Below are 18960 nucleotides of genomic sequence, written 5' to 3'. Positions count from 1 at the left end.
GCAGAGTTCCTTGGCCTTACTGTGGTATGTCCCGTGGAGAAGTACCTCCGTTCGCCTGTGGAGGTTTCCAACGATAAGTCGAATCCGCTGAAATGAGTATCCGAAGTATAGGGGTTGTAGTGGTCAACTAATCCCGGACACGACGTTAAGTTTTTCTTCGGCCTGAGCTGGCGCCAGCCCACCGTTGAATTGATGGGGGCGAATCCAGTTGTACCGATGCATCAAGAAATGGCTGATATCGCGCTGGGCTTCTTGAGCAGTTCGGTAGCCCATGGTCGGTATCCATTCAGTTTTCACGCTGCGAAACACACGCTCCATCGGCGCATTGTCCCAGCAATTACCCCGGCGGCTCATGCTCTGGCGCATGCGATAACGCCACAGCCGCTGGCGAAATAAACGACTCCCATACTGCGACCCTTGATCCGAGTGAAACAGCAGGCCCTGAGGTCTTCCTCGTTGCTCATAGGCCATATCCAGTGCCTTGATAACCAGCTCGGCGTCCGGCTTTTCCGACAATGCCCAACCCACTATCCGGCGCGCGCAAAGATCTAGCACAACAGCCAGATAATGCCATTTCCCTTGGGCCCAAATGTAGGTGATGTCGCCGCACCACACTTGGTTGGGGGCCGAGACATCGAACTCCCGATTCAAGATGTTCGGGATATCCAACCGTTCGACCGTCGCTCGTTTATAGGCATGAGAACCTGGCTGTTTGCTCACGAGGTCAAGCTCACGCATCAAGCTGCGTACCTTAAATCGCCCCAGTTGCTCGCCGTCTTCACGCATGATCGACAAGATGCTGCGGCTGCCCGCAGCACTACGACTTTCTGTGAACAGTTCATTGACCCGACTGCGCAGCCGAAGCCGCTCAATATCAGGAGTCCGGCGCCTGAGACGCTGGGCGTAGTAACACGAGCGGGTGACTTCAAACACTTTGCACAGCCAATCAATCGGCTCGTGGACGCTAAGCTGATTGATCAGCGCGTACGCTCGTGATCTTCCGACATCAAGAGCGCGGTAGCCTTTTTTAGTATCGATTTTTCCCGTTCAAGGCGGGCGATCCGGACTTCCAGTTCCTGGATTTTCTGCTGCTCCGGGGTCAGCGCTTTGCTTAGCGGGGTGACACCTTGGCGCTCCTTCTGAACCTGCTCAACCCAGCGGCGTAGTGCCGACTCGCCGACGCCGAGTGAACGACTGGCTTCGATGTAGCTGTAGTTTTGCTTGAGCACGAGGTCGGCAGCCTCGCGTTTGAATTCAGCGGAAAAGGAACGGCGTTGTTTGGTCATTTGACACCTCGATCTGGCGAGCATTCTCGCCTAAATGGGTGTCCGGTTTCATTAGACCACTACAGGTGATGAAAAAATACGTAGTGAAATAGGAATTTTCCGACATGGTAAGTGCAAAAATTGGCTGAAAAGTGCGATTCGATTGCTTCAAGGCATTGCCGCCGCGGCGAGAGGGCCTTCGCGCAATGGGACATTCGAGCCGTTCTTTGCGGCAATGCATAAACCCCGTCGAGATTGACCGCATTCATGCACTTTGCATGACGCTGCTTTCGTTTCCTGGTGCAATCATGCGTTCATTACTCTTGCTCATGCCAGGTGTACCGATAACGAGGAGGTTTGGCCATGCATCTCGAAGGTTCCTGCCATTGCGGGGCGGTCAGCTTCAGCCTGACGAGCGCCCACCCTTATCCCTACCAACGCTGTTACTGCTCGATCTGCCGCAAGACCCAGGGCGGCGGTGGCTATGCCATCAACCTTGCCGGTGACGCCGACAGCCTCAAGGTACGTGGTAGCAAACACATCGCCATCTACCACGCGAAAATCAAAGGCGAAGGGCAGCGGCGCGCCCACACCAGCAGCGCCGAACGGCATTTCTGCAAGGAATGCGGCAGTGCCCTGTGGCTGTTCAGCCCCGAGTGGCCGGAGTTGATCCATCCCTTTGCCTCGGTCATCGACACGCCGCTGCCGGTGCCGCCGGAGCACACGCACCTGATGCTCGACTACAAGCCCGAGTGGGTGGAAGTGGACGCGCACAAGGGCGATAAACAGTTCGGCGAATTCCCCGAAGAGTCCATCGCCCAGTGGCATGAGCGACTGGGGCTCAGTCGCCCTTAGTCTGAATAGGCGAAGTTTTTCAGTGCCTCGCCATCCATGCGGTAACGCACCCACTCCGACTGAGGTTGTGCACCAATCGACAGGTAAAAGTCGATGGCCGGCTGGTTCCAGTCCAGCACGCTCCACTCGAACCGGCCGCAACCGCTGTCACAGGCGACGCGAGCCAGATGGCGCAGCAACAGCTTGCCCGCACCACAACCACGGTGCTCGCTGGAAACATACAGGTCTTCCAGGTACAGGCCGTTGCGACCCTGCCAGGTGGAATAGTTGAAGAAATACACGGCAAAGGCGATCGGCAGGTCATCCAGGCAGCAGATCAAGGCCTTGGCGGTGGCATCTGCGCTGAACAGGCTCTTTTCGATGTCGGCAACCGTGGCGACGACCTCGCGCTCGGCTTTTTCGTAGATGGCCAGTTCAGTGATGAACGCCAGGATTTGCGGGGCGTCGGCAGGCGTTGCCGGGCGAATGGTCAGATTCAAGTGGAACTCCCTGTGGGGTCAATGCAGTCGAAACAAAAAGCTACAGCGCCTGCAGGGGCTTGTCGATTCATCGCCGATTAAAACGACAAGAAGAGTCAATGGTGGGCCGAAAGCGATGTTGCAGATGAAGAAGCTGGAGATTGCCCAGTTGCAGCGGGCCTTTGCCGGGCAGTGAGATCCTTGCGGCCGCGTTGCGCCCGAGCGCAGCCTGCGGCAGCGGCTACAGAGGTCCGGCACGCCACGGTCGGTGTAGCCGCTGCCGCAGGCTGCGCTCGGGCGCGAAGCGGCCGTACAGCACATCAATGACAGCAACTCTGCCCCCCAGCCTTCACCCCTTCGTATTTATCATGATGCCGCACCCAATCCATCGTCCCACCCTCATTGCGGCCCAAGGGCATCAAATCGAGAAAATTATAAGCCCCCACCAAAATATCCAAGCCGCGCGCATAGGTCGAATAGGTGTGGAAAATCTCACCCGATTCATTGCGATAAAACACGCTCAGCCCCGGTAGTTCTGGCTCTTCACCGGTATTGGGCTCGTAGTTGTAGATGAACTCGCCAGCAGCGACATTCTCGGCGCTGGCCGACACCTGGAAGTCCTCGTTGAAACTGCTGCCATGGGATGACACCCAGTCGAACTGCCAGCCCATGCGTCGCTTGAACGCCTGAAACTCCGCGAAGGGCGCATGGGAAACCGCCACCAGCGCGACGTCGTGATTGGCAAGGTGCAGGTTGGCACCGTCGAAATGGTCGGCCAGGAACGAACAGCCCGGGCAACCCTCGGTCCAGCCCTTGGCAAACATGAAATGGTAGATCGCCAACTGACTGCGCCCGCCGAACAGGTCGGCCAGCGTCAGTTGCCCGGCGGGCCCTTCGAACACATAGTGCTTGTCGATCCTGACCCAGGGTAGGGCGCGTCTGGCGGCGCTCAGCTCATCGCGCTGGTGAGTGAAGGCCTTCTCGTTGAGCAGCAACTGCTTGCGGGCCAGCAACCATTGCTCTCGGGATACCACATCGGGTTTTACGGTGCTCATGGTGCGTTCTCCTGGATTGTCACACTCATCTTTGATCGATTGGCGCTGCCGTGATTCGACAGTTTTCAGCGCAGGATCGAGTAAAAACGATGAACGGTGTCAGACCGCTGCGATTTTTCAACAATCCACGCCGCTCGCCCGGTCGATGATTTGCCACATAGCGGAATCGAATGAGGCTGGGGCTGAGGTTTCGCGGCTCCGGCGAGCCGAATCTGTCCTACAGTCTATTGGCTGTCGACTATCTGAAGTGACGCGCCCTTATCTAAAAAACAAGAGACTCGACTCATGACATTCGAACCCTTGGCCAAATCGCTTATTGCAACGGCACTCGCTATTGGTTGCACCTGCGCACTCGCAGCTTCCCAAGCCCCGGTCGCCGCCGAGAACGGCATGGTGGTGACGGCCCAGCATCTGGCCACCCGCATCGGCGTCGATGTCCTCAAGGACGGAGGCAATGCAGTCGACGCTGCAGTAGCGGTCGGCTATGCCCTGGCAGTGGTCTACCCCGCAGCGGGCAACCTGGGCGGCGGCGGTTTCATGACGATCCAGCTGGCCGATGGCCGCAAGACCTTCCTGGACTTCCGCGAGAAGGCGCCCCTGGCGGCCACCCCCAACATGTACCTCGACAAGGACGGCAATGTCATCCCGGAGCTGAGCACCAAGGGCCACCTGGCCGTCGGCGTGCCGGGGACCGTGTCAGGCATGGAGTTGGCGCTGGAGAAGTACGGCACGATGAAGCGTGCCCATGTCATCGCGCCGGCGATCAAATATGCCGAAGACGGCTTCGTACTGCAGCAGGGCGATGTCGACCTGCTCGAAACCGCGACGGAAGTCTTCAGGAAGGACTTGAAGGACTCCGGCTCGATCTTCCTGAGCAACGGCGAGCCGATGAAGCCCGGCCAGAAGCTGGTGCAAAAGGACCTGGGCAAGACACTGCGGGAAATTGCCGCCAAGGGTACCGACGGCTTCTACAAGGGCTGGGTGGCCCAGGCGATTGTCAATTCGAGCCAGGCCGGCAAGGGTCTGATCACCCAGGCCGACCTCGATAAGTACAAGACCCGCGAACTCGCGCCGATCGAATGTGACTACCGCGGCTACCACGTGGTCTCGGCACCGCCGCCGAGCTCGGGTGGGGTCATCATTTGCGAGATATTGAACATCCTCGAGGGCTACCCGATGCCCGACCTGGGCTATCACTCGGCCCAGGGCCTGCATTACCAGATCGAGGCCATGCGTCACGCCTATGTCGACCGCAACAGCTACCTGGGTGACCCCGACTTCGTCAAAAACCCGCTGGAGCACCTGCTGGACAAAGGCTATGCCACGAAACTGCGCACCGCCATCGAGCCGCAAAAAGCCGGCATCTCCAGCGAAATCAAGCCCGGGGTGGCGCCGCACGAGGGCAGCAACACCACGCACTACTCGATCGTGGACAAATCGGGCAATGCGGTCTCGGTGACCTACACACTCAACGATTGGTTTGGCGCCGGGGTCATGGCCAGCAAGACCGGGGTCATCCTCAACGACGAGATGGACGACTTCACCGCCAAGGTGGGCGTGCCCAACATGTACGGCCTCGTGCAAGGGGAAGCCAACGCGATCGCTCCGGGCAAGGCACCACTGTCCTCGATGAGCCCGACCATCGTCACCAAGGACGGCAAAACCGTGATGGTTGTCGGCACGCCAGGCGGCAGTCGTATTATCACAGCGACGCTTCTGACCATGCTCAATGTGATCGACTACGGCATGAACATCCAGGAGGCGGTCGATGCGCCACGATTCCATCAACAGTGGTTGCCTGAAGAGACCAACCTCGAGACGTTCGCCGTCAGCCCCGACACCCGGAAAATCCTTGAAGGCTGGGGGCATAAGTTCGCCGGCCCGCAGGACCCCAACCATATTGCGGCGATCCTGGTCGGTGCGCCTTCGCTCGGCGGCAAACCGGTTGGCAACAACCGCTTCTATGGCGCGAACGATCCGCGGCGCAACACGGGGCTTGCGCTGGGCCATTGAGTGAGACGAAGCCCTGGTTCAGGGCTTCATCGAGCGGCGTATGTTCATCCTGACCGCGTTGAACCTGCGCCGCTCGTAACCCCACACAAGCATTGGCTCATGCTTCGCTATTCTTCATTGCGTGCCCCTCTGAAAGAGTATTGAACGATGAAGATGCTACTGACGGTCGAGTTTCCCCACGAACCCTTCAACGCCCTCGTCCGAGCCGGGACGGTGGGCGAGATCATCAGGCGTATCCTGGAAAGCATCAAGCCGCAGGCTACCTACTTTACCGAGCAGGATGGAATGCGCTGTGGGCTCTTCGTGATCGATGTACAAGACCCGTCCGACATCCCCGCGCTTGCCGAACCCTTCTTTCTAAACTTCCAGGCCAGTTGCAAGTTCCGTATCGTGATGAGCCCGGAGGATCTGCAAAAGGCCGGTCTGGACGGGCTTGGGAAGAAATGGGGGTGATCAATGGAACACCCCGCTATGGTGTTGTTGGGGAGATTGTAGGCCAGGGTTCAATCGCCCCTAGACGGGAAATTGGGCTATCCAGTGCCTGGCAATCTCTTCGCGCCGGCAGATCCAAACCCTGTCATGGCCTTGCACGTAATCGAGAAAGCGCGCCAGCGCCATCGCGCGTCCGGGATGGCCGCTGATCCGTCCATGCAAGCCGACGCTCATCATCTTCGGGTGTAGTGCGCCCTCCTGCCACAGCAGGTCGAACGCATCCTTGAGCAGTTGGAAGAAGTCTTCCCCGCAGGCGAAACCGCTCGGCAGCAGATAGCGAGCGTCGTTGTTGACCAGGGTGTAGGGGATCACCAGGTGGGCGGGCGAGCCAGGGAGCCAGTAGGGCAGGTCATCGTTGTAGGCGTCCGAACTGTAGAGGAACCCGCCGTCCTCGCGCAACAGGCGGCGGGTGTTCTGGCTGACCCTTCCGGTGTACCAGCCTACTGGGCGTTTGCCGCAGATCCGCTCGATCACCTCGAGAGTGAGGTGGATATGGCGCCGCTCTTTGTCTTCCGGGATGTCGCGATAGTCCAGCCAACGGTAACCATGCCCGGCAATCTCATGCCCGGCGGCGCAAAGCGCATGGCCGATCTCCGGGGTGAGTTCCAATGCCCGGCCGACGGCGAAGGCGGTGAGCGGCAGGCCTCGGGCGCCGAACAGGTCCAGGATGCGCCACACGCCCGCGCGCGATCCGTACTCGTACATGCCCTCGACGCTCAAGTCCGGTTCCCCCATGCGCGGCGGGCGGCCCGGTAGTTCGTGGAGATAGGCCTCCGAGCGGGCATCGCCGTTGAGGATGCACGACTCCGCACCCTCTTCGATGTTGAGCACGAACTGGACCGCGACGCGCGCGTCACCGGGCCATCGCGGGTGGGGTGGGCAGCCGCCGTAACCGACGAGGTCGCGACTGTTCATCAGCCCAGCTCGAAGGTCGTGACGCCGAAGACACGCTCATGCGCGATCGCCGGAGGAGGGCCGAAGTACATGCGCGCACAGCCGAAAACCTCGACCATGCCCAGTTGCTGCACGAGCGCCATTGCGGCGGGGTTATTCTGCGGGGCATCGAGAAACAGCGGGCCGCCCTGCGCAAAATTTGCCAGGCGCGCGTAGAGGGCACTGGCTGCCAGGGCGTCATCGGCGAACAAGGGGCCGATCTTGTAGCCTTCCCGGCAGCGCCTTGCTACCCCATAGCCGCTTAGCCTGCCTTCGCGCCGGCAACCCACGGCGAGTGCATCGGGTTGGGCTATCCAGCCACTGAGGAAGGTTGCGCGCACGGCGGGGAAGCAGGTGCGGTCGTAATCGAGCACCTGATCGAACAGGAAGGAGGCCAAGGGGACGATGTCCTGGTCGTCAACCCGCGAGGTCACCGGCCGCTTGCTGATCTCGGTACGAAAACGCATGTTGCGATGGGAAAAGACAAAACCACCCTTGGCGTAGTAATCCTGCATCGCGAAGACACCGTCCATGCCGATGCTCGCGCCTGGGTGCAGGCGGGCGAGAAGTCGCTCGCGGCGTGCGTGCCAGAGGGTATTGCCCAGGCCCTGGCCGCGATATTCGGGCCGGACGATGAAGAACCCCATGAAGCCGAATTCACCGTTGTAGGAGGTGATGGCACCACCGCCGATCAACTCGCCGCCCAGGTCCGCCGCAATGAAGGCGTCAGGGTCCGTAGCCCAGAACAGCTCGGCATCGTGAAGGCCGGGATTCCATCCCTCGCGGGCTGCCCAACCGACGAGCTCGTCCAGCTCGGGGCGGGCCATGTTGCGTATGACCAGTTGATTCGACATGGCGAAGTTCTCCTGCGTCGCTGATCGAGCGGGTGGTCCTTTTCCGGTCTGAACCTTTTCGGTATAGCTTCAACCCGGGTATTGAGCCAGGCCGTCACGTCAGCTTCAGAACCTGTTCGTCACCGTTGAATTGTCCTGGACCAGCGTCTGCAAGGGGTTGTGGATTCAACCGGCTTTGGATGAAGCGGCTGAATACCTTCGAGGCCACTTCGAGTGAAGGTGATCTGGTGTGGGTATCCACCAGCGCACCTTCTTCTTCCACCCTTACCTGGTCTTCAACACTTTCGGATTGGAGTTGCCCCAGATAGTGTAGAGGTCGGCCAATAACGCCCCGTTGATGGTCTCCAGCTCAGTCTGGGTAATCTCCTCATCACCCTGCTTGCCGTACAGAACGACTTCATCTCCCGCCTTCACACCCTTGATGCCACTGACGTCGACCATCAGCGTGTTCATGGTGACCTTGCCTATCACCGGTGCACGCTGACCGTGAATCAGCACCGAAGCTTTGTTGGAGAATGCTCTTCGATACCCGTCGGAGTAACCGGCGGGAATATTGGCGATCAAGGAGTCTTTGCTCAAGGTAAAGGTTCGGTCATAGCTGATCGTGCTGCCGGCCGGGTAGGCGTTGACCGCCGCTACCTGCGACTTGAATTGCATGACCCGCTGAAATTCGTCATGCCCGCCTACCGGATAGCCATAGAGCGCGGCGCCGGGGCGTACCATATCCAGCCAGCCCTCGGGCACCTCAAGGGTGGTGAAGGTGTTGGCGCAGTGCAGGGTGATTCGGCTGCGGTCCAGTTTTGCGTGCTCGATCAGCCAGCCCGATTGCTCCTTGAAGGTGGCCAGCCCGCGCAGAACATCCTCTCGCTCTTCGACCGGGAAGTGGGTCATGATGCCGACAATATTCAGGTGACCCAGTCGAGCGACCTCCACTGCCTGTTGTTGCCCCTCGGTAGTGCTCATTTCCAGACCGTTGCGGCCCATGCCCGCCGAATTCAGCGCCAGGTGAACGGGCAGTTTCACACCTTTGCGTGTGGCCAGTTCGTTGAGCTGGCGCGCAACCTCGAGATTGCCGACCAGTTCTTCGATGTTGTAGCGCAGCGCATTGCCCACTTCCTCGACAGTGGCGCTGCGCAAACGCATCAGACGGCCCTTGAAGCCTTTGGCCCGTGCAACACGTGCCTCCTCGTTGCTCGCCACACCGATACAGGTGACGCCCATCCTGATGGCGGAAGGAATCAGCAAGGCAATGCCATTGCCATAAGCGTCGGCTTTCATCACCGCGCACATCTGGGTTTTACCCGCGAGCTGTTGCTGGAGTTTGGTGATGTTCCCTTCGAAGGCGGCCTGATCGATCTCCAACCAGGTATTGGCCTCGCCCGATTGGTTTTTGGCACTCGGATGTTCCGGCGCGGGATCGAGCAAAGGAGCGGCATTGACCACAGGCATCATTGCCGTCAAAGCCAGAGAGAGCGTCAGCGTGCTGAGCATGAAACGTGGCATATCGAGTCTTCCATACAAGATGAGGGGAGGTCGGTGCGCAGGGGAATCCGGCATCAGCCAGGCCTGCAGGGCATCGAGCGAACAGCCCCCGAATTCTTATGCAAAGACGTCGTTTATTTATGTGGTGTGACAAGTCTGATGCAGCGGATGACGCTGTTGATGACGGCTAAACAACAGACAATTCTTAATGACGCAGTTACCACTTGGGCACGTCAGTGAGCCCTGATCCGGAGCGTTAGATATGAAAGAGAAGGGCGCAGATTGCGCCCTTTCCGTGGTGAGTTACCGCTGTTTAGGCAAATGGTGGCCCTTGTAGCAGCTGCCGTCAGGCTGCGTCCGCGTGCCCAAGATCTCAAGATCGCCGGGGAGCCCCTGCGGGACTCCAGTGCAGCCTGGCGGCAGCGGCTACAGGATCCGCAGGGTGCCCGTTCAAGCGACCGCTCCTGGCCGCTCCTGGCCGCATTTTGCCGGTGGTGCGGGTCGTGTGACGGAGCCCTGACCGAGTTTCGCTTAGACGATTTTTGCTGTTTTTTTGACCAGATTCTTTAAATTTGTTCACAATTGCAATCCTGATTTTTGTGAAAACTCACATAAAAACATATAGTTACGTTTATCTTCTCGACACTGGGTTAATCGTTTTACAACCCGCCGATTGCCAAAAGGGGACATTCGAGGTTGCATGCCGGGTTTTAATCCGTGATGCTGAATGCTTTTTCACGTCTGGTGCCTAAGTGCCGGCGCTCCCTGCCTACCACCAGTCGAGTCAATCCATTGTAGAAACCAGTCAAACGCTCCCAAGGCAAGACCGCACTCTCGCTGTCGAGCCTTGAATCGATGTTGCCTCCCGCCTCGCGAGGGGTATGTGTATTTGTGTCAGTATGGTTTTGATAATGCAGTCGATTAAATTCAAAGAGCTCACCAGGAGCCTTGGTCTTGTCACGATTTTCGCTGTTTTTGCTTGCGCATGGTGGCTCAAGCCTGACCAACCGGTAGCCGGCTTTTTTGTCGGCGGCAACCAGGATTCGGAACTCAATAGCGTAGCGGCGCCTTTCTACACAAGTCGTTTCGTATCCTCCGAGCTAGACGCATTTGTGCACGCATCCTCGGTCACCTCATTGCCGAACGGCGATCTGATGGCTGTTTGGTTCGCAGGCTCGCGCGAAGGTGCGGCCGATGTGCAGGTACGCGGCGCACGCTATATTGCCAGCGCTGCCGAATGGGGTGAGGAGTCGGTCCTGGCTACCCGCGAATCGACCCAAGAGGCAACGGGCAAATATATTCGCAAGCTCGGCAACCCTGTGATTGCCTTGGCTCCAGACAACCGCCTCTGGCTGTTCTATGTTTCGGTATCCATCGGCGGTTGGGCGGGCAGCGCGATCAATTCCATGTACTCGGACGATTTCGGTGCCAACTGGTCGCGCCCCAAACAACTTGTGACTACGCCGTTCCTCAACATAAGCACCTTGGTCCGTAACTCACCGGTCTTTCACTCTGACGGCGCAATTGGTCTACCCGTCTATCACGAGTTCCTGGGTAAGTTCGCGGAGTATCTATACATAAACCCAACAGGTGAGGTGGTCGACAAATTCCGTATCAGCCGTGGCAAGCACTCGCTCCAACCTACCGTCGTACCCACAGGGGAACGGAGCGCGGTGGCGATGCTGCGTTACGCGGGTGATACCCACCACAAGGTTCTGGCGAGCCGGACGGAAGATGCCGGACAGACCTGGAGCGCCCCCTATCCGCTTGCCCTCGCCAACCCCAACTCGTCGCTGGCGGCAATTGCGACGCCTGATCACGGCTTGCTGGTAGCGCTCAATGACCTTGAAGAGGGACGATTTCGTCTCCGTCTGATGGAAACCGATGCCACCCTGGATTTCTGGACACCGGTGATAGATCTTGATGAGTCTCCAGACCCTGAAGGCGATCCCTTCACCCCCGAGGTCTACCGGGAAATCATCGGTGCAAAGTTCCTTGACTCCTCCGGCCCTCGTCGACAGTCGCTGGTTGAAGGTTTTCTGGCAAAACTTGATCAGCGCGTTTGCAAGGAGCACGGGTGCGATTTCGAGTACGAGTATCCCAACTTCATCAAGAGTTTTGATGGGCGGTACCACTTGGTTTACTCCTGGAACAACTCCTTCATAAAGCATGTCAGCTTCAATGACGCCTGGCTCAGGGAGCAACCCTAATGCTCGATTTTTGGCAAGCACACGTGACTTTTGCCCTGTTGGCTTTTGTCTTGCTGCCCGTTTTCAGGTCTCACATGGGCCTGAAAATAGCGCAGTTATCGGGTTTTCTGGCGATTGGCTTCATACCTGTCGACGGTTTACCGTTGGCGGCCTACCTGCGCGGCTTCAGCGATGACCTGGCTATCACTACCCTGGTAGGGCTGCTATATGCCACGCTAGTTCGGATGGGATTGGCGGCTAGTCTGCCCCCTGTTGCAAGAGGTCAACTGCTGTCGCTCTTCGCCGGGCTGGCCCTGTTTCTCTACCCAGCCACGCTGGGCATGACCTACCTTGACCCTTATCGACTTGGCTATAACCCGCGCCCCATGCTCGTGGTCATGGGGCTCCTGGCAATGGCATTCGTCGTGCTGCGCAACGGGTTGGTCGTATGCATGCTGGGGGTAGCCACCCTCGCGTTCATTCTTGAGCTAAAACCCTCGCCCAACTATTGGGACTACCTTCTCGATCCCTTCATCGCTCTTTATTGCTGGGGGGCACTGATTTTCACCGGCCTCAAGATGGCTTGGCGTAGCACCATGGCACGGCGCAGGTTGAAGCGCCCCGTCCAGCTTTGACAAGCATGCACGTTTTTACCGACTGTTCGATTTATTGAGGTTGCAACATGGATTGGCTCTACTCTCGACGTTTGCATTACTGGCTCGGCGCCATTGCGATCGTATTTCTGACGCTCGCTGTGTTGCGCGGTTTGTTCTTTGTCGGTTTCTCCGGCTTCGACGTGAGTGCACTCCAGAAGGTCGAGGCGGTGCCGCAGACCCTGGGTATAGGCCTGCGCTTCGACTTGCGTCTGGCTATTGTGTTGATGTTGCCGGTGGCTTTGCTGGCCTGGATTCCGACCTGGAACCTGACCCGCTCAGGGCTGTTGCGCTGGCTCGCACGCATCTATCTGGCAGCGGCACTGGCCACGGTTCTGCTGATCTACATTGTGGACTTTGGTCATTACGCATACCTCGGTATGCGTATCAACGCCACGGTTCTGCGCTTCCTCGAAGACGCGCAGATCTCCACCGATATGCTCTGGCAAACATACCCGGTGGTTTGGATCAGCCTCGGTTGGCTGACTGTAACAGCGCTGGTCTGGTGGCTGCTGCTGCGCCTGGAGCGCATTACCCTTGATCGCCCGGCCAAGCGTATCAGTCGTTGGTCGCTGACGTGGGGCAGTACGTTGATAGTGGGGGTGGTTTTTCTGGGCCTGCTGGGCCGGGTAGAAAACATCAACCTGGAAAACCCCGTACCGCTGCGTTGGAGTGATGCGTTCTACTCCGGCGACAACCAGATCGCTGCATTAGGGTTGAACCCGGTGATGTTCCTCTACGACACACTCAAGGTGCCGCAAAAACCGTACGACCTTGAGCAGGTCAAGACTCATTACGACGTTGTCAGCCAGTACCTGGGTGTTGACCAGCCCGATGCCACCAACCTGAACTTCAGCCGGGAGCAAGGTCCTCAAGCCTACGCAATCAACGGCGAACGCCGGCCCAATGTGGTTTTCATCATGCTGGAATCGCTCGGCACCAGTGCTGTCGGCGCGTACGGCAACCCGCTCAATCCAACGCCGAATATCGACCGCCTGGCGAAACAGAGCTGGTTTTTCAAGAACTTTTACGTTCCGGTCACAGGCACGGCGAAAACCGTATGGGCAAGCATCTCCGGTGTTCCTGACGTTTCACGTCAGGAGACGGCCACGCGTAACCCGTTGATCACAAGACAGAGTAGCTTGATCAACTCGCTACAAGGCTACGAAAAGTACTACATGATCGGTGGCAACTCTGGCTGGGCAAATATGAATGCCTTGATCCGCCAGAGCATCGACGACATCACGTTGCTGGAGGAGCAGCACTGGAGTTCGCCGATGGTCGATGTATGGGGTGTCTCGGACCTGGATCTGTTCAAGGAAAGTGATCAAATCCTGAGTAAGCGGGACAAACCCTTCTTTGCTTTCATCCAGACGGCGGGGAACCATCGTCCCTTTACCATTCCACAACAGAACGATGGCTTCGAGGTACTCGACCTGCCACTTGAAACCGTGCAGAACGCGGGTTCGCGCACCCTGGCCCAATACAACGCAGTACGCTTGCTGGACTTCAACATCGGCCGCTTGATGGAAATCGCCCAGAAAGGTGGTTGGTACGACAACACTATTTTCGTCATGTTCGGGGACCACAACACGCGTATCAGCCAGATTCCGCACATGCCACCGGCCTTCGAAAAGTTGGGGCTCGAGAGCAACCACGTACCGATGCTGATTCATGCGCCCAAATTGCTGGGGACTCGTGTGATCGAGGAAACTGTTGGCCTTACGGATCTACTGCCCACGGTGCTTGGCATGGTAGGCATGGAATTTCGCAACGGAGCCACGGGACGCGACATACAGAAGCCTGCGCCAGAAGGCGAGCGTGTGGTGCCACTGGTACTGCGCGAGGGCACCTTTCCGCTCATAGGCGGGGTGACCAAAGACTTCCTGCTGCAGATGGAACACGACGGCAGCAACCCGACGCTGCACGATCTGTCCTCTCAGACACCGCTGGACAACGTTGCCGAGCGACATCCTGATGAGTTTGCCCGTCTGCTCCCGCTGACGCGTGGCCTGCATGAAACTTCACGGCTAATGCTCTATCAGAATGTGCGGGAAAATTGAAAGCGACTGCTTGACTAAATAGATACGTTTGGCGAGCTTGCTCGCCAACGTTCTTTCGGCACAAATGTAGTGGTGTGGACACCAAACAATCACTCAGTGATTGTGCTCGCACTTGACCTCTTTCTTGTACTCATCTCGCTTGGCTTCAATCTTGACTTTGCAGCCACGCTCCCAGAATTCGTCTTTCCACTCACCACGACGCCAATTGGCGCCGCGGCCATTCGGGCATTTGATTTCTTCCTTGTATTCATCGTCCTTGGATTCGATCTTTACCTTGCATGGCCCGTCTCTGTACTCGTCCTTCCACTCACCACCCTCGCGTCCGTCTCGCCAGTGATCCGCTGACGCTGGCGTCAACATGACTGAGCCAATCGCAGCCACCACCCACATACCAAGCATGGGTCTCACGCTCATCTCGCTACCTCTGCAATTAAAAAACACACAAGGCAGGCAAGCTTTCCCATAGCCCACCGTATTCGCCTTTGCTCGTAACGGAGTGCCTGCAGGTGATACGACAACGAACTGCGGCCATTTTCTCCTTTAGCGAGAAGAAACTGCGAATCATGTCGAAAAAAGTATGCCGGTACGCGACGCGGCGTTGCGGATATGTTCCTGCATTGCCTTCTGCGCCGGGCCGGCGGCGTGGCGTGCCAGGCAGCGCAGGATCTTGCGGTGCTCCTGCCACGTCTCCATGGCCCGTTCGGGGGAGGTGGAACCGGGCTTGCGCCCACCCTGCACAAAACGGATAGCGATCTGCACAAAGCGGATATTGCGCCCCGTGCCAACTCCATAACCTTCATTTGCATCCTGCGTAACAGTGCTGTGCATGGCCCGCAACAATGGCCGCTATCAGCAGATCGTTGCCTGCGCCGCCCACGAAAGCACGCTGGAACTCCCAAACGTGCAAGACAAAATAACAACAAGAGACCGATGCCATGCGAAACATCGACGTACACGAGGTGATCGACAATGCGCGCTTCAACCGCTTCCACTGGATGGTGTTGTTCTGGTGCGCCCTGATCATCATTTTCGACGGCTATGACCTGGTGATCTACGGCGTGGTTTTGCCGACGCTGATGAAAGAGTGGGGCTTGAGCCCGCTGGAGGCCGGGGCGCTGGGCAGCTATGCGCTGTTCGGGATGATGTTCGGTGCACTGTTTTTCGGCCCGCTGTCGGACAAGATCGGGCGCAAGAAAACCATCACCATGTGCGTGATGCTGTTCAGTGGCTTCACCGTGCTCAATGGCTTTGCCACCAGCCCCACGGAGTTTGGCATCTGCCGGTTCATTGCGGGCCTGGGGATTGGCGGGGTCATGCCCAATGTGGTGGCGCTGATGAACGAGTATGCGCCGAAGAAGATTCGCAGCACCCTGGTCGCCATCATGTTCAGCGGCTATTCGGTGGGCGGCATGCTTTCGGCAGGCCTGGGCATCGCGCTGATTCCCAGCTTCGGATGGCAGTCGGTGTTTTATGTGGCAGGGTTGCCGCTGCTTTTGTTGCCGCTGATCATGTATTTCCTGCCTGAGTCGGTAGGGTTCATGCTGCGCCAGGGGCGCAACGAGGAGGCGCGTAAAGTCCTGCAGCGCGTTGATACCCACTATGTCGCTCAAGCCAACGATACACTGCACATGGCGGAAGTGAAGGGCACCGGCACCCCGGTACTGCAGCTGTTTCGCGAAGGCCGCAGCCTGCGCACGCTGATGCTCTGGGTGGCTTTTTTCTGCTGCTTGCTGATGGTCTACGCCTTGAGTTCCTGGCTGCCAAAACTCATGGCCAATGCCGGCTACAGCCTGGGCTCGAGCCTGTCCTTCCTGCTGGTGCTGAACTTCGGCGCGATCTTCGGTGCGGTGGGTGGTGGCGTATTGGGCGACAAGCTCAACCTGCCGCGCGTGTTGGCGGTGTTCTTCACCGTTGCCGCGGTATCGATCACCTTGCTCGGCTTCAAAAGTCCGACCCCGGTGCTGTACCTGCTGATCGCCATCGCTGGCGCCACCACCATCGGTTCGCAAATTCTGCTGTATGCCTGCGCAGCGCAGTTCTACTCCATGGCCATTCGCTCCACGGGTCTTGGCTGGGCATCGGGCATCGGTCGTAACGGCGCCATTGTCGGCCCACTGCTGGGCGGCGCGTTGCTGGGGATCAGTCTGCCGCTGCAACTCAACTTCATGGCCTTCGCCCTGCCGGGTGCGGTTGCCGCCATCGCCATGACCGTGTTCGCCATCAGCAGCCAGCGCAGTGTGGCTGGTGCTGCCGCGCCGCTGTCGGCGGCCAAGGCCTGAGCCCTGCTTTCGAGCATTCCACTGCGCGTGCCGAACGAGCGCGCAGTGGAGGCTCAAGCTCGACCTTGTAACGCCTGTCCAACCCAAAACAACAATAAGAGCAAGACGATGAAACAGACTTTTCACGCAGCGCGTACGGTGTTGTCCATGGCTGTCGCCTTGGGTTTTTCCAACCAATTGATGGCCGCCGAAGGCGGTTTCATCGAAGATGCCAGCGCTACCTTGCAGGCACGCAACTACTACTTCAGCCGCGACTTCTCCGACATCGTCGGGGCCAATCAACAGTCCAAGGCTGAGGAATGGGCGCAGGGTTTCATCTTCAACGCCAAGTCTGGCTACACCCAGGGGCCAATCGGCGTCGGCGTGGATGTGATCGGCCTGCTCGGAATCAAGCTCGACAGCAGTCCGGACCGGACCAATACCGGTCTGTTGCCGGTGCATGGCGATGGCCGCGCAGCCGATGAATACAGTCGCCTGGAAGGCGCGCTGAAGTTGCGTTACTCGAAGACCGAACTGCGCGTCGGCGAGTTGCAACCCAATCTGCCGGTGCTGGCCTTCAGTGACATCCGCCTGCTGCCGCCCAGCTACCAGGGGGCGAGCATCACCTCCAGCGAGATCAATGGCCTGACCCTGCAAGGTGGCCATCTGAGTTCCACCCACCTGCGCAACGAGGCGGGCGACGAGAAGATGCAGGCCATGCTCGGCCACGTACCGCAGCGCCGGGCCAGCAGTGACGCCTTCAACTATGGCGGTGGCGATTATGCCTTCAACGACAAACGCACCACGGTCAGTGCCTGGTATGGGCAACTGGAAGATATCTACGACCAGCGCTTCCTGGGCCTGAAACACAGCGAGCCCGTTGGCGACTGGATCCTGGGTGCCAACCTCGGCTACTACGACGCCAGCGAGGACGGCAAAAAGCTGCTGGGCACCATCGACAATCAGGCGTTCTTTTCCTTGCTGTCGGCCAAACGCGGTGGGCATACCTTTTACATCGGTTACCAGGGCATGTACGGCGAGAGCGCCTTCCCTCGAGTCTTCGCCAACATCTCGCCACTGGGCAACGAAGTACCGACCTATGAGTTCGCCTCCGCCGACGAGCGTTCCTGGCAGGCGCGTTACGACTATGATTTCGCGGCGCTTGGCGTGCCAGGCCTGACCAGCACCGTGCGCTACATCCGCGGCAACAACGTCGACACCGGCCAGGGCTTCGAAGGCAAGGACCGCGAGCGAGACCTGGACATCGGCTATGTGGTGCAGAGCGGCACCTTGAAGGGGCTGGGCGTGCGGGTGCGCAACGCGATGGCACGCTCCAACTACCGCAGCGATATCGATGAGAATCGACTGATCCTCAGTTACACATGGACGCTGCTGTGAGTCGCCAGGAGTCGGGTATGACAAACAAGGTCTGGGCAGGGCTGGCGCTGGTTGCGGCCGCTAGCGGCGTGGTGCTGCTGGCCGGTGGTGAGGGCATGCGGTTGTTGTATGCCGGCGCAGTAAACGGCTTGCTGCTGGTCGCGGCCGTGCTCTATCACCGTCAGCCAATGCCGGTGGTGGAAATTGCAGTGCAGCGCGAGCCGGCGCCGGTGGTATTGAGTGCGCCCGTGGCGGCCAGCCCGCAGCGGATGCCGACGGCCGAGCCGGTCTGGCCGGGCGCGCAGGTTCAGGTGGCGCTCGAACAGTTGACCCAACTGGTGCTAAAAACCGAGGACGACATGCGCTTTGCCGACCAGCTGGCGCGCGGCGCGGGTGAGCGAGTGCAGGCCAGCGCCCTGAGCATGCAGTCTTCGGCTGCCGTGCTCGGTGACCTTGATCAGTACTTGCAGCGCCTGGACCAGGTGTTCGATGAGCTGGGCAGCCAATCCGTGCGTATTGGCGCGATTGTCGGCAGCATCCAGGACATTGCCCGGCAGACCAACCTCCTGGCGCTCAATGCTGCCATCGAGGCCGCGCGGGCCGGTGATCATGGTCGGGGTTTTGCGGTGGTGGCGGACGAGGTGCGCAATCTGTCCCGTCAGGCGGCGGACTCCAGTGCGCAAATCCGGCAGATCGCCACGGGTCTGGAACGGTCGGCCGAGGATGCCCGTCAAGGCCTCGAACAGCTTGCCGATTCGACCCGTCTGGGCCTGGACAAGGCCGAGGTCGCGTTGCAGTCGATGGGAGAGTTGCGCAGTGGTGCGGTTGCCAGGGTGGAAGTGGTCGAGCGTATCATGCAGCGCCTGGCCAACTTGCATGAGCTGGCACGCCAGGCGACCCGGATAGCGGCATGAAGCGGTGACAGGTTCTGCGTGGACTTTTCGATGGCTCGATTTTATCCCTGTGCGGGTGTGGTTGAAGGGGAGCTGTGCTTGGCCTTACATGAAATGCAA

The 18960-nt window shown here is 58.9% G+C and carries 16 protein-coding genes and 1 pseudogene; 9 read left to right on the top strand and 8 right to left on the bottom strand.

Going from position 1 to position 18960, the window contains the following annotated elements:
- Window positions 1-123: 123 nt before the first annotated feature.
- A protein-coding gene (locus NVV94_RS16495) for an IS3 family transposase (protein ID WP_258443255.1) occupies window positions 124-1286 on the bottom strand; the annotation gives its coding sequence in 2 pieces (ribosomal slippage) (window positions 124-1031 and window positions 1031-1286; 1164 coding nt in all).
- Between the two features lie 342 nt (window positions 1287-1628).
- Between NVV94_RS16495 and NVV94_RS16490 the strand changes: the two genes are divergently transcribed.
- The gene (locus NVV94_RS16490) at window positions 1629-2120 is read left to right on the top strand and encodes a GFA family protein (protein WP_258443452.1); all 492 of its coding nucleotides are present in this window, start codon (window positions 1629-1631) and stop codon (window positions 2118-2120) included.
- On the opposite strand, the gene NVV94_RS16485 is transcribed toward NVV94_RS16490, so the two are convergent.
- Together NVV94_RS16485 and NVV94_RS16480 are read right to left on the bottom strand one after the other, a co-directional pair.
- Entirely contained in the window at window positions 2117-2599 is a 483-nt protein-coding gene (locus NVV94_RS16485) for a GNAT family N-acetyltransferase (protein ID WP_258443450.1), read from the bottom strand. The two genes, NVV94_RS16490 and NVV94_RS16485, sit on opposite strands and share 4 nt — an antisense overlap.
- Window positions 2600-2898: 299 nt before the next feature.
- Window positions 2899-3633 carry a thioredoxin family protein gene (locus tag NVV94_RS16480; protein ID WP_258443449.1) on the bottom strand — a complete coding sequence of 245 codons (735 nt, stop codon included), beginning with the start codon at window positions 3631-3633 and terminating at the stop codon, window positions 2899-2901.
- 285 nt (window positions 3634-3918) lie between these two features.
- On the opposite strand from NVV94_RS16480, the gene ggt reads away from it, so the two are divergent.
- Both ggt and NVV94_RS16470 read left to right on the top strand, forming a co-directional pair.
- Window positions 3919-5646 carry a gamma-glutamyltransferase gene (gene ggt / locus NVV94_RS16475; RefSeq protein WP_258443448.1) on the top strand — a complete coding sequence of 576 codons (1728 nt, stop codon included), beginning with the start codon at window positions 3919-3921 and terminating at the stop codon, window positions 5644-5646.
- Window positions 5647-5793: 147 nt separating this feature from the next.
- Window positions 5794-6099, top strand: coding sequence for a panthothenate synthetase (locus NVV94_RS16470; protein ID WP_258443446.1), 306 nt, complete (start codon window positions 5794-5796; stop codon window positions 6097-6099).
- Between the two features lie 60 nt (window positions 6100-6159).
- Here NVV94_RS16470 and NVV94_RS16465 read toward each other — a convergent pair whose 3' ends face one another.
- From NVV94_RS16465 to alr, 3 genes are all read right to left on the bottom strand, one after another.
- Window positions 6160-7053, bottom strand: coding sequence for a polysaccharide deacetylase family protein (locus tag NVV94_RS16465; protein WP_258443445.1), 894 nt, complete (start codon window positions 7051-7053; stop codon window positions 6160-6162).
- Window positions 7053-7925: a GNAT family N-acetyltransferase gene (locus tag NVV94_RS16460; RefSeq protein WP_258443444.1), complete on the bottom strand. Its 873-nt coding sequence runs from the start codon at window positions 7923-7925 to the stop codon at window positions 7053-7055. The genes NVV94_RS16465 and NVV94_RS16460 overlap by 1 nt, the downstream gene beginning before the upstream one ends.
- 264 nt (window positions 7926-8189) lie before the next feature.
- Complete coding sequence (alr, locus tag NVV94_RS16455; RefSeq protein ID WP_258443443.1) at window positions 8190-9428, bottom strand: alanine racemase; 1239 nt, start codon at window positions 9426-9428, stop codon at window positions 8190-8192.
- A gap of 890 nt (window positions 9429-10318) precedes the next feature.
- Here alr and NVV94_RS16450 point away from each other — a divergent pair.
- The 3 genes from NVV94_RS16450 to NVV94_RS16440 are packed head-to-tail and all read left to right on the top strand — an operon-like array spanning window position 10319 to window position 14312.
- On the top strand, window positions 10319-11617 hold the full coding sequence (locus NVV94_RS16450; RefSeq protein ID WP_258443441.1) for an exo-alpha-sialidase: 1299 nt from the start codon (window positions 10319-10321) through the stop codon (window positions 11615-11617).
- The gene (locus tag NVV94_RS16445; protein ID WP_258443440.1) at window positions 11617-12231 is read left to right on the top strand and encodes a hypothetical protein; all 615 of its coding nucleotides are present in this window, start codon (window positions 11617-11619) and stop codon (window positions 12229-12231) included. Before NVV94_RS16450 ends, NVV94_RS16445 begins: the two co-directional genes overlap by 1 nt.
- Before the next feature lie 47 nt (window positions 12232-12278).
- Window positions 12279-14312, top strand: a complete 2034-nt coding sequence (locus NVV94_RS16440; protein ID WP_258443438.1) for an LTA synthase family protein — start codon at window positions 12279-12281, stop codon at window positions 14310-14312.
- Window positions 14313-14405: 93 nt separating this feature from the next.
- Here NVV94_RS16440 and NVV94_RS16435 read toward each other — a convergent pair whose 3' ends face one another.
- On the bottom strand, window positions 14406-14711 hold the full coding sequence (locus NVV94_RS16435; protein ID WP_258443436.1) for a hypothetical protein: 306 nt from the start codon (window positions 14709-14711) through the stop codon (window positions 14406-14408).
- 162 nt (window positions 14712-14873) lie between these two features.
- Window positions 14874-15017, bottom strand: a pseudogene (locus tag NVV94_RS16430) (GntR family transcriptional regulator); the annotation flags it as partial.
- A 230-nt stretch (window positions 15018-15247) separates the two neighbouring features.
- Between NVV94_RS16430 and NVV94_RS16425 the strand changes: the two are divergent.
- The 3 genes from NVV94_RS16425 (at window position 15248) to NVV94_RS16415 (ending at window position 18861) form a co-directional block, all read left to right on the top strand.
- Window positions 15248-16591 (top strand): aromatic acid/H+ symport family MFS transporter, encoded by a 1344-nt coding sequence (locus tag NVV94_RS16425; RefSeq protein WP_258443435.1) that lies wholly within the window; start codon window positions 15248-15250, stop codon window positions 16589-16591.
- A 108-nt stretch (window positions 16592-16699) separates the two neighbouring features.
- Window positions 16700-17968: an OprD family porin gene (locus tag NVV94_RS16420; RefSeq protein ID WP_258443433.1), complete on the top strand. Its 1269-nt coding sequence runs from the start codon at window positions 16700-16702 to the stop codon at window positions 17966-17968.
- Window positions 17953-18861 (top strand): methyl-accepting chemotaxis protein, encoded by a 909-nt coding sequence (locus NVV94_RS16415; RefSeq protein WP_408733414.1) that lies wholly within the window; start codon window positions 17953-17955, stop codon window positions 18859-18861. Before NVV94_RS16420 ends, NVV94_RS16415 begins: the two co-directional genes overlap by 16 nt.
- The last annotated feature ends 99 nt before the right edge of the window (window positions 18862-18960 follow it).

Source organism: Pseudomonas sp. LS1212 (genome assembly GCF_024741815.1).
Classification (GTDB): domain Bacteria; phylum Pseudomonadota; class Gammaproteobacteria; order Pseudomonadales; family Pseudomonadaceae; genus Aquipseudomonas.
The sequence above is the reverse complement of the archived record's forward strand: the minus strand, read 5'-3'. Positions and strand labels throughout refer to the sequence as shown.

Excerpts from the sequence above, each read along its gene's own strand:
- NVV94_RS16490 (WP_258443452.1), top strand. The coding sequence starts at position 1,629 with ATGCATCTCGAAGGTTCCTGCCATTGCGGGGCGGTCAGCTTCAGCCTG.
- NVV94_RS16480 (WP_258443449.1), bottom strand. The coding sequence starts at position 3,633 with ATGAGCACCGTAAAACCCGATGTGGTATCCCGAGAGCAATGGTTGCTG.
- ggt (WP_258443448.1), top strand. The coding sequence starts at position 3,919 with ATGACATTCGAACCCTTGGCCAAATCGCTTATTGCAACGGCACTCGCT.
- NVV94_RS16470 (WP_258443446.1), top strand. The coding sequence starts at position 5,794 with ATGAAGATGCTACTGACGGTCGAGTTTCCCCACGAACCCTTCAACGCC.
- NVV94_RS16465 (WP_258443445.1), bottom strand. The coding sequence starts at position 7,053 with ATGAACAGTCGCGACCTCGTCGGTTACGGCGGCTGCCCACCCCACCCG.
- NVV94_RS16460 (WP_258443444.1), bottom strand. The coding sequence starts at position 7,925 with ATGTCGAATCAACTGGTCATACGCAACATGGCCCGCCCCGAGCTGGAC.
- alr (WP_258443443.1), bottom strand. The coding sequence starts at position 9,428 with ATGCCACGTTTCATGCTCAGCACGCTGACGCTCTCTCTGGCTTTGACG.
- NVV94_RS16450 (WP_258443441.1), top strand. The coding sequence starts at position 10,319 with ATGCAGTCGATTAAATTCAAAGAGCTCACCAGGAGCCTTGGTCTTGTC.
- NVV94_RS16445 (WP_258443440.1), top strand. The coding sequence starts at position 11,617 with ATGCTCGATTTTTGGCAAGCACACGTGACTTTTGCCCTGTTGGCTTTT.
- NVV94_RS16440 (WP_258443438.1), top strand. The coding sequence starts at position 12,279 with ATGGATTGGCTCTACTCTCGACGTTTGCATTACTGGCTCGGCGCCATT.
- NVV94_RS16435 (WP_258443436.1), bottom strand. The coding sequence starts at position 14,711 with ATGCTTGGTATGTGGGTGGTGGCTGCGATTGGCTCAGTCATGTTGACG.
- NVV94_RS16425 (WP_258443435.1), top strand. The coding sequence starts at position 15,248 with ATGCGAAACATCGACGTACACGAGGTGATCGACAATGCGCGCTTCAAC.
- NVV94_RS16420 (WP_258443433.1), top strand. The coding sequence starts at position 16,700 with ATGAAACAGACTTTTCACGCAGCGCGTACGGTGTTGTCCATGGCTGTC.
- NVV94_RS16415 (WP_408733414.1), top strand. The coding sequence starts at position 17,953 with ATGGACGCTGCTGTGAGTCGCCAGGAGTCGGGTATGACAAACAAGGTC.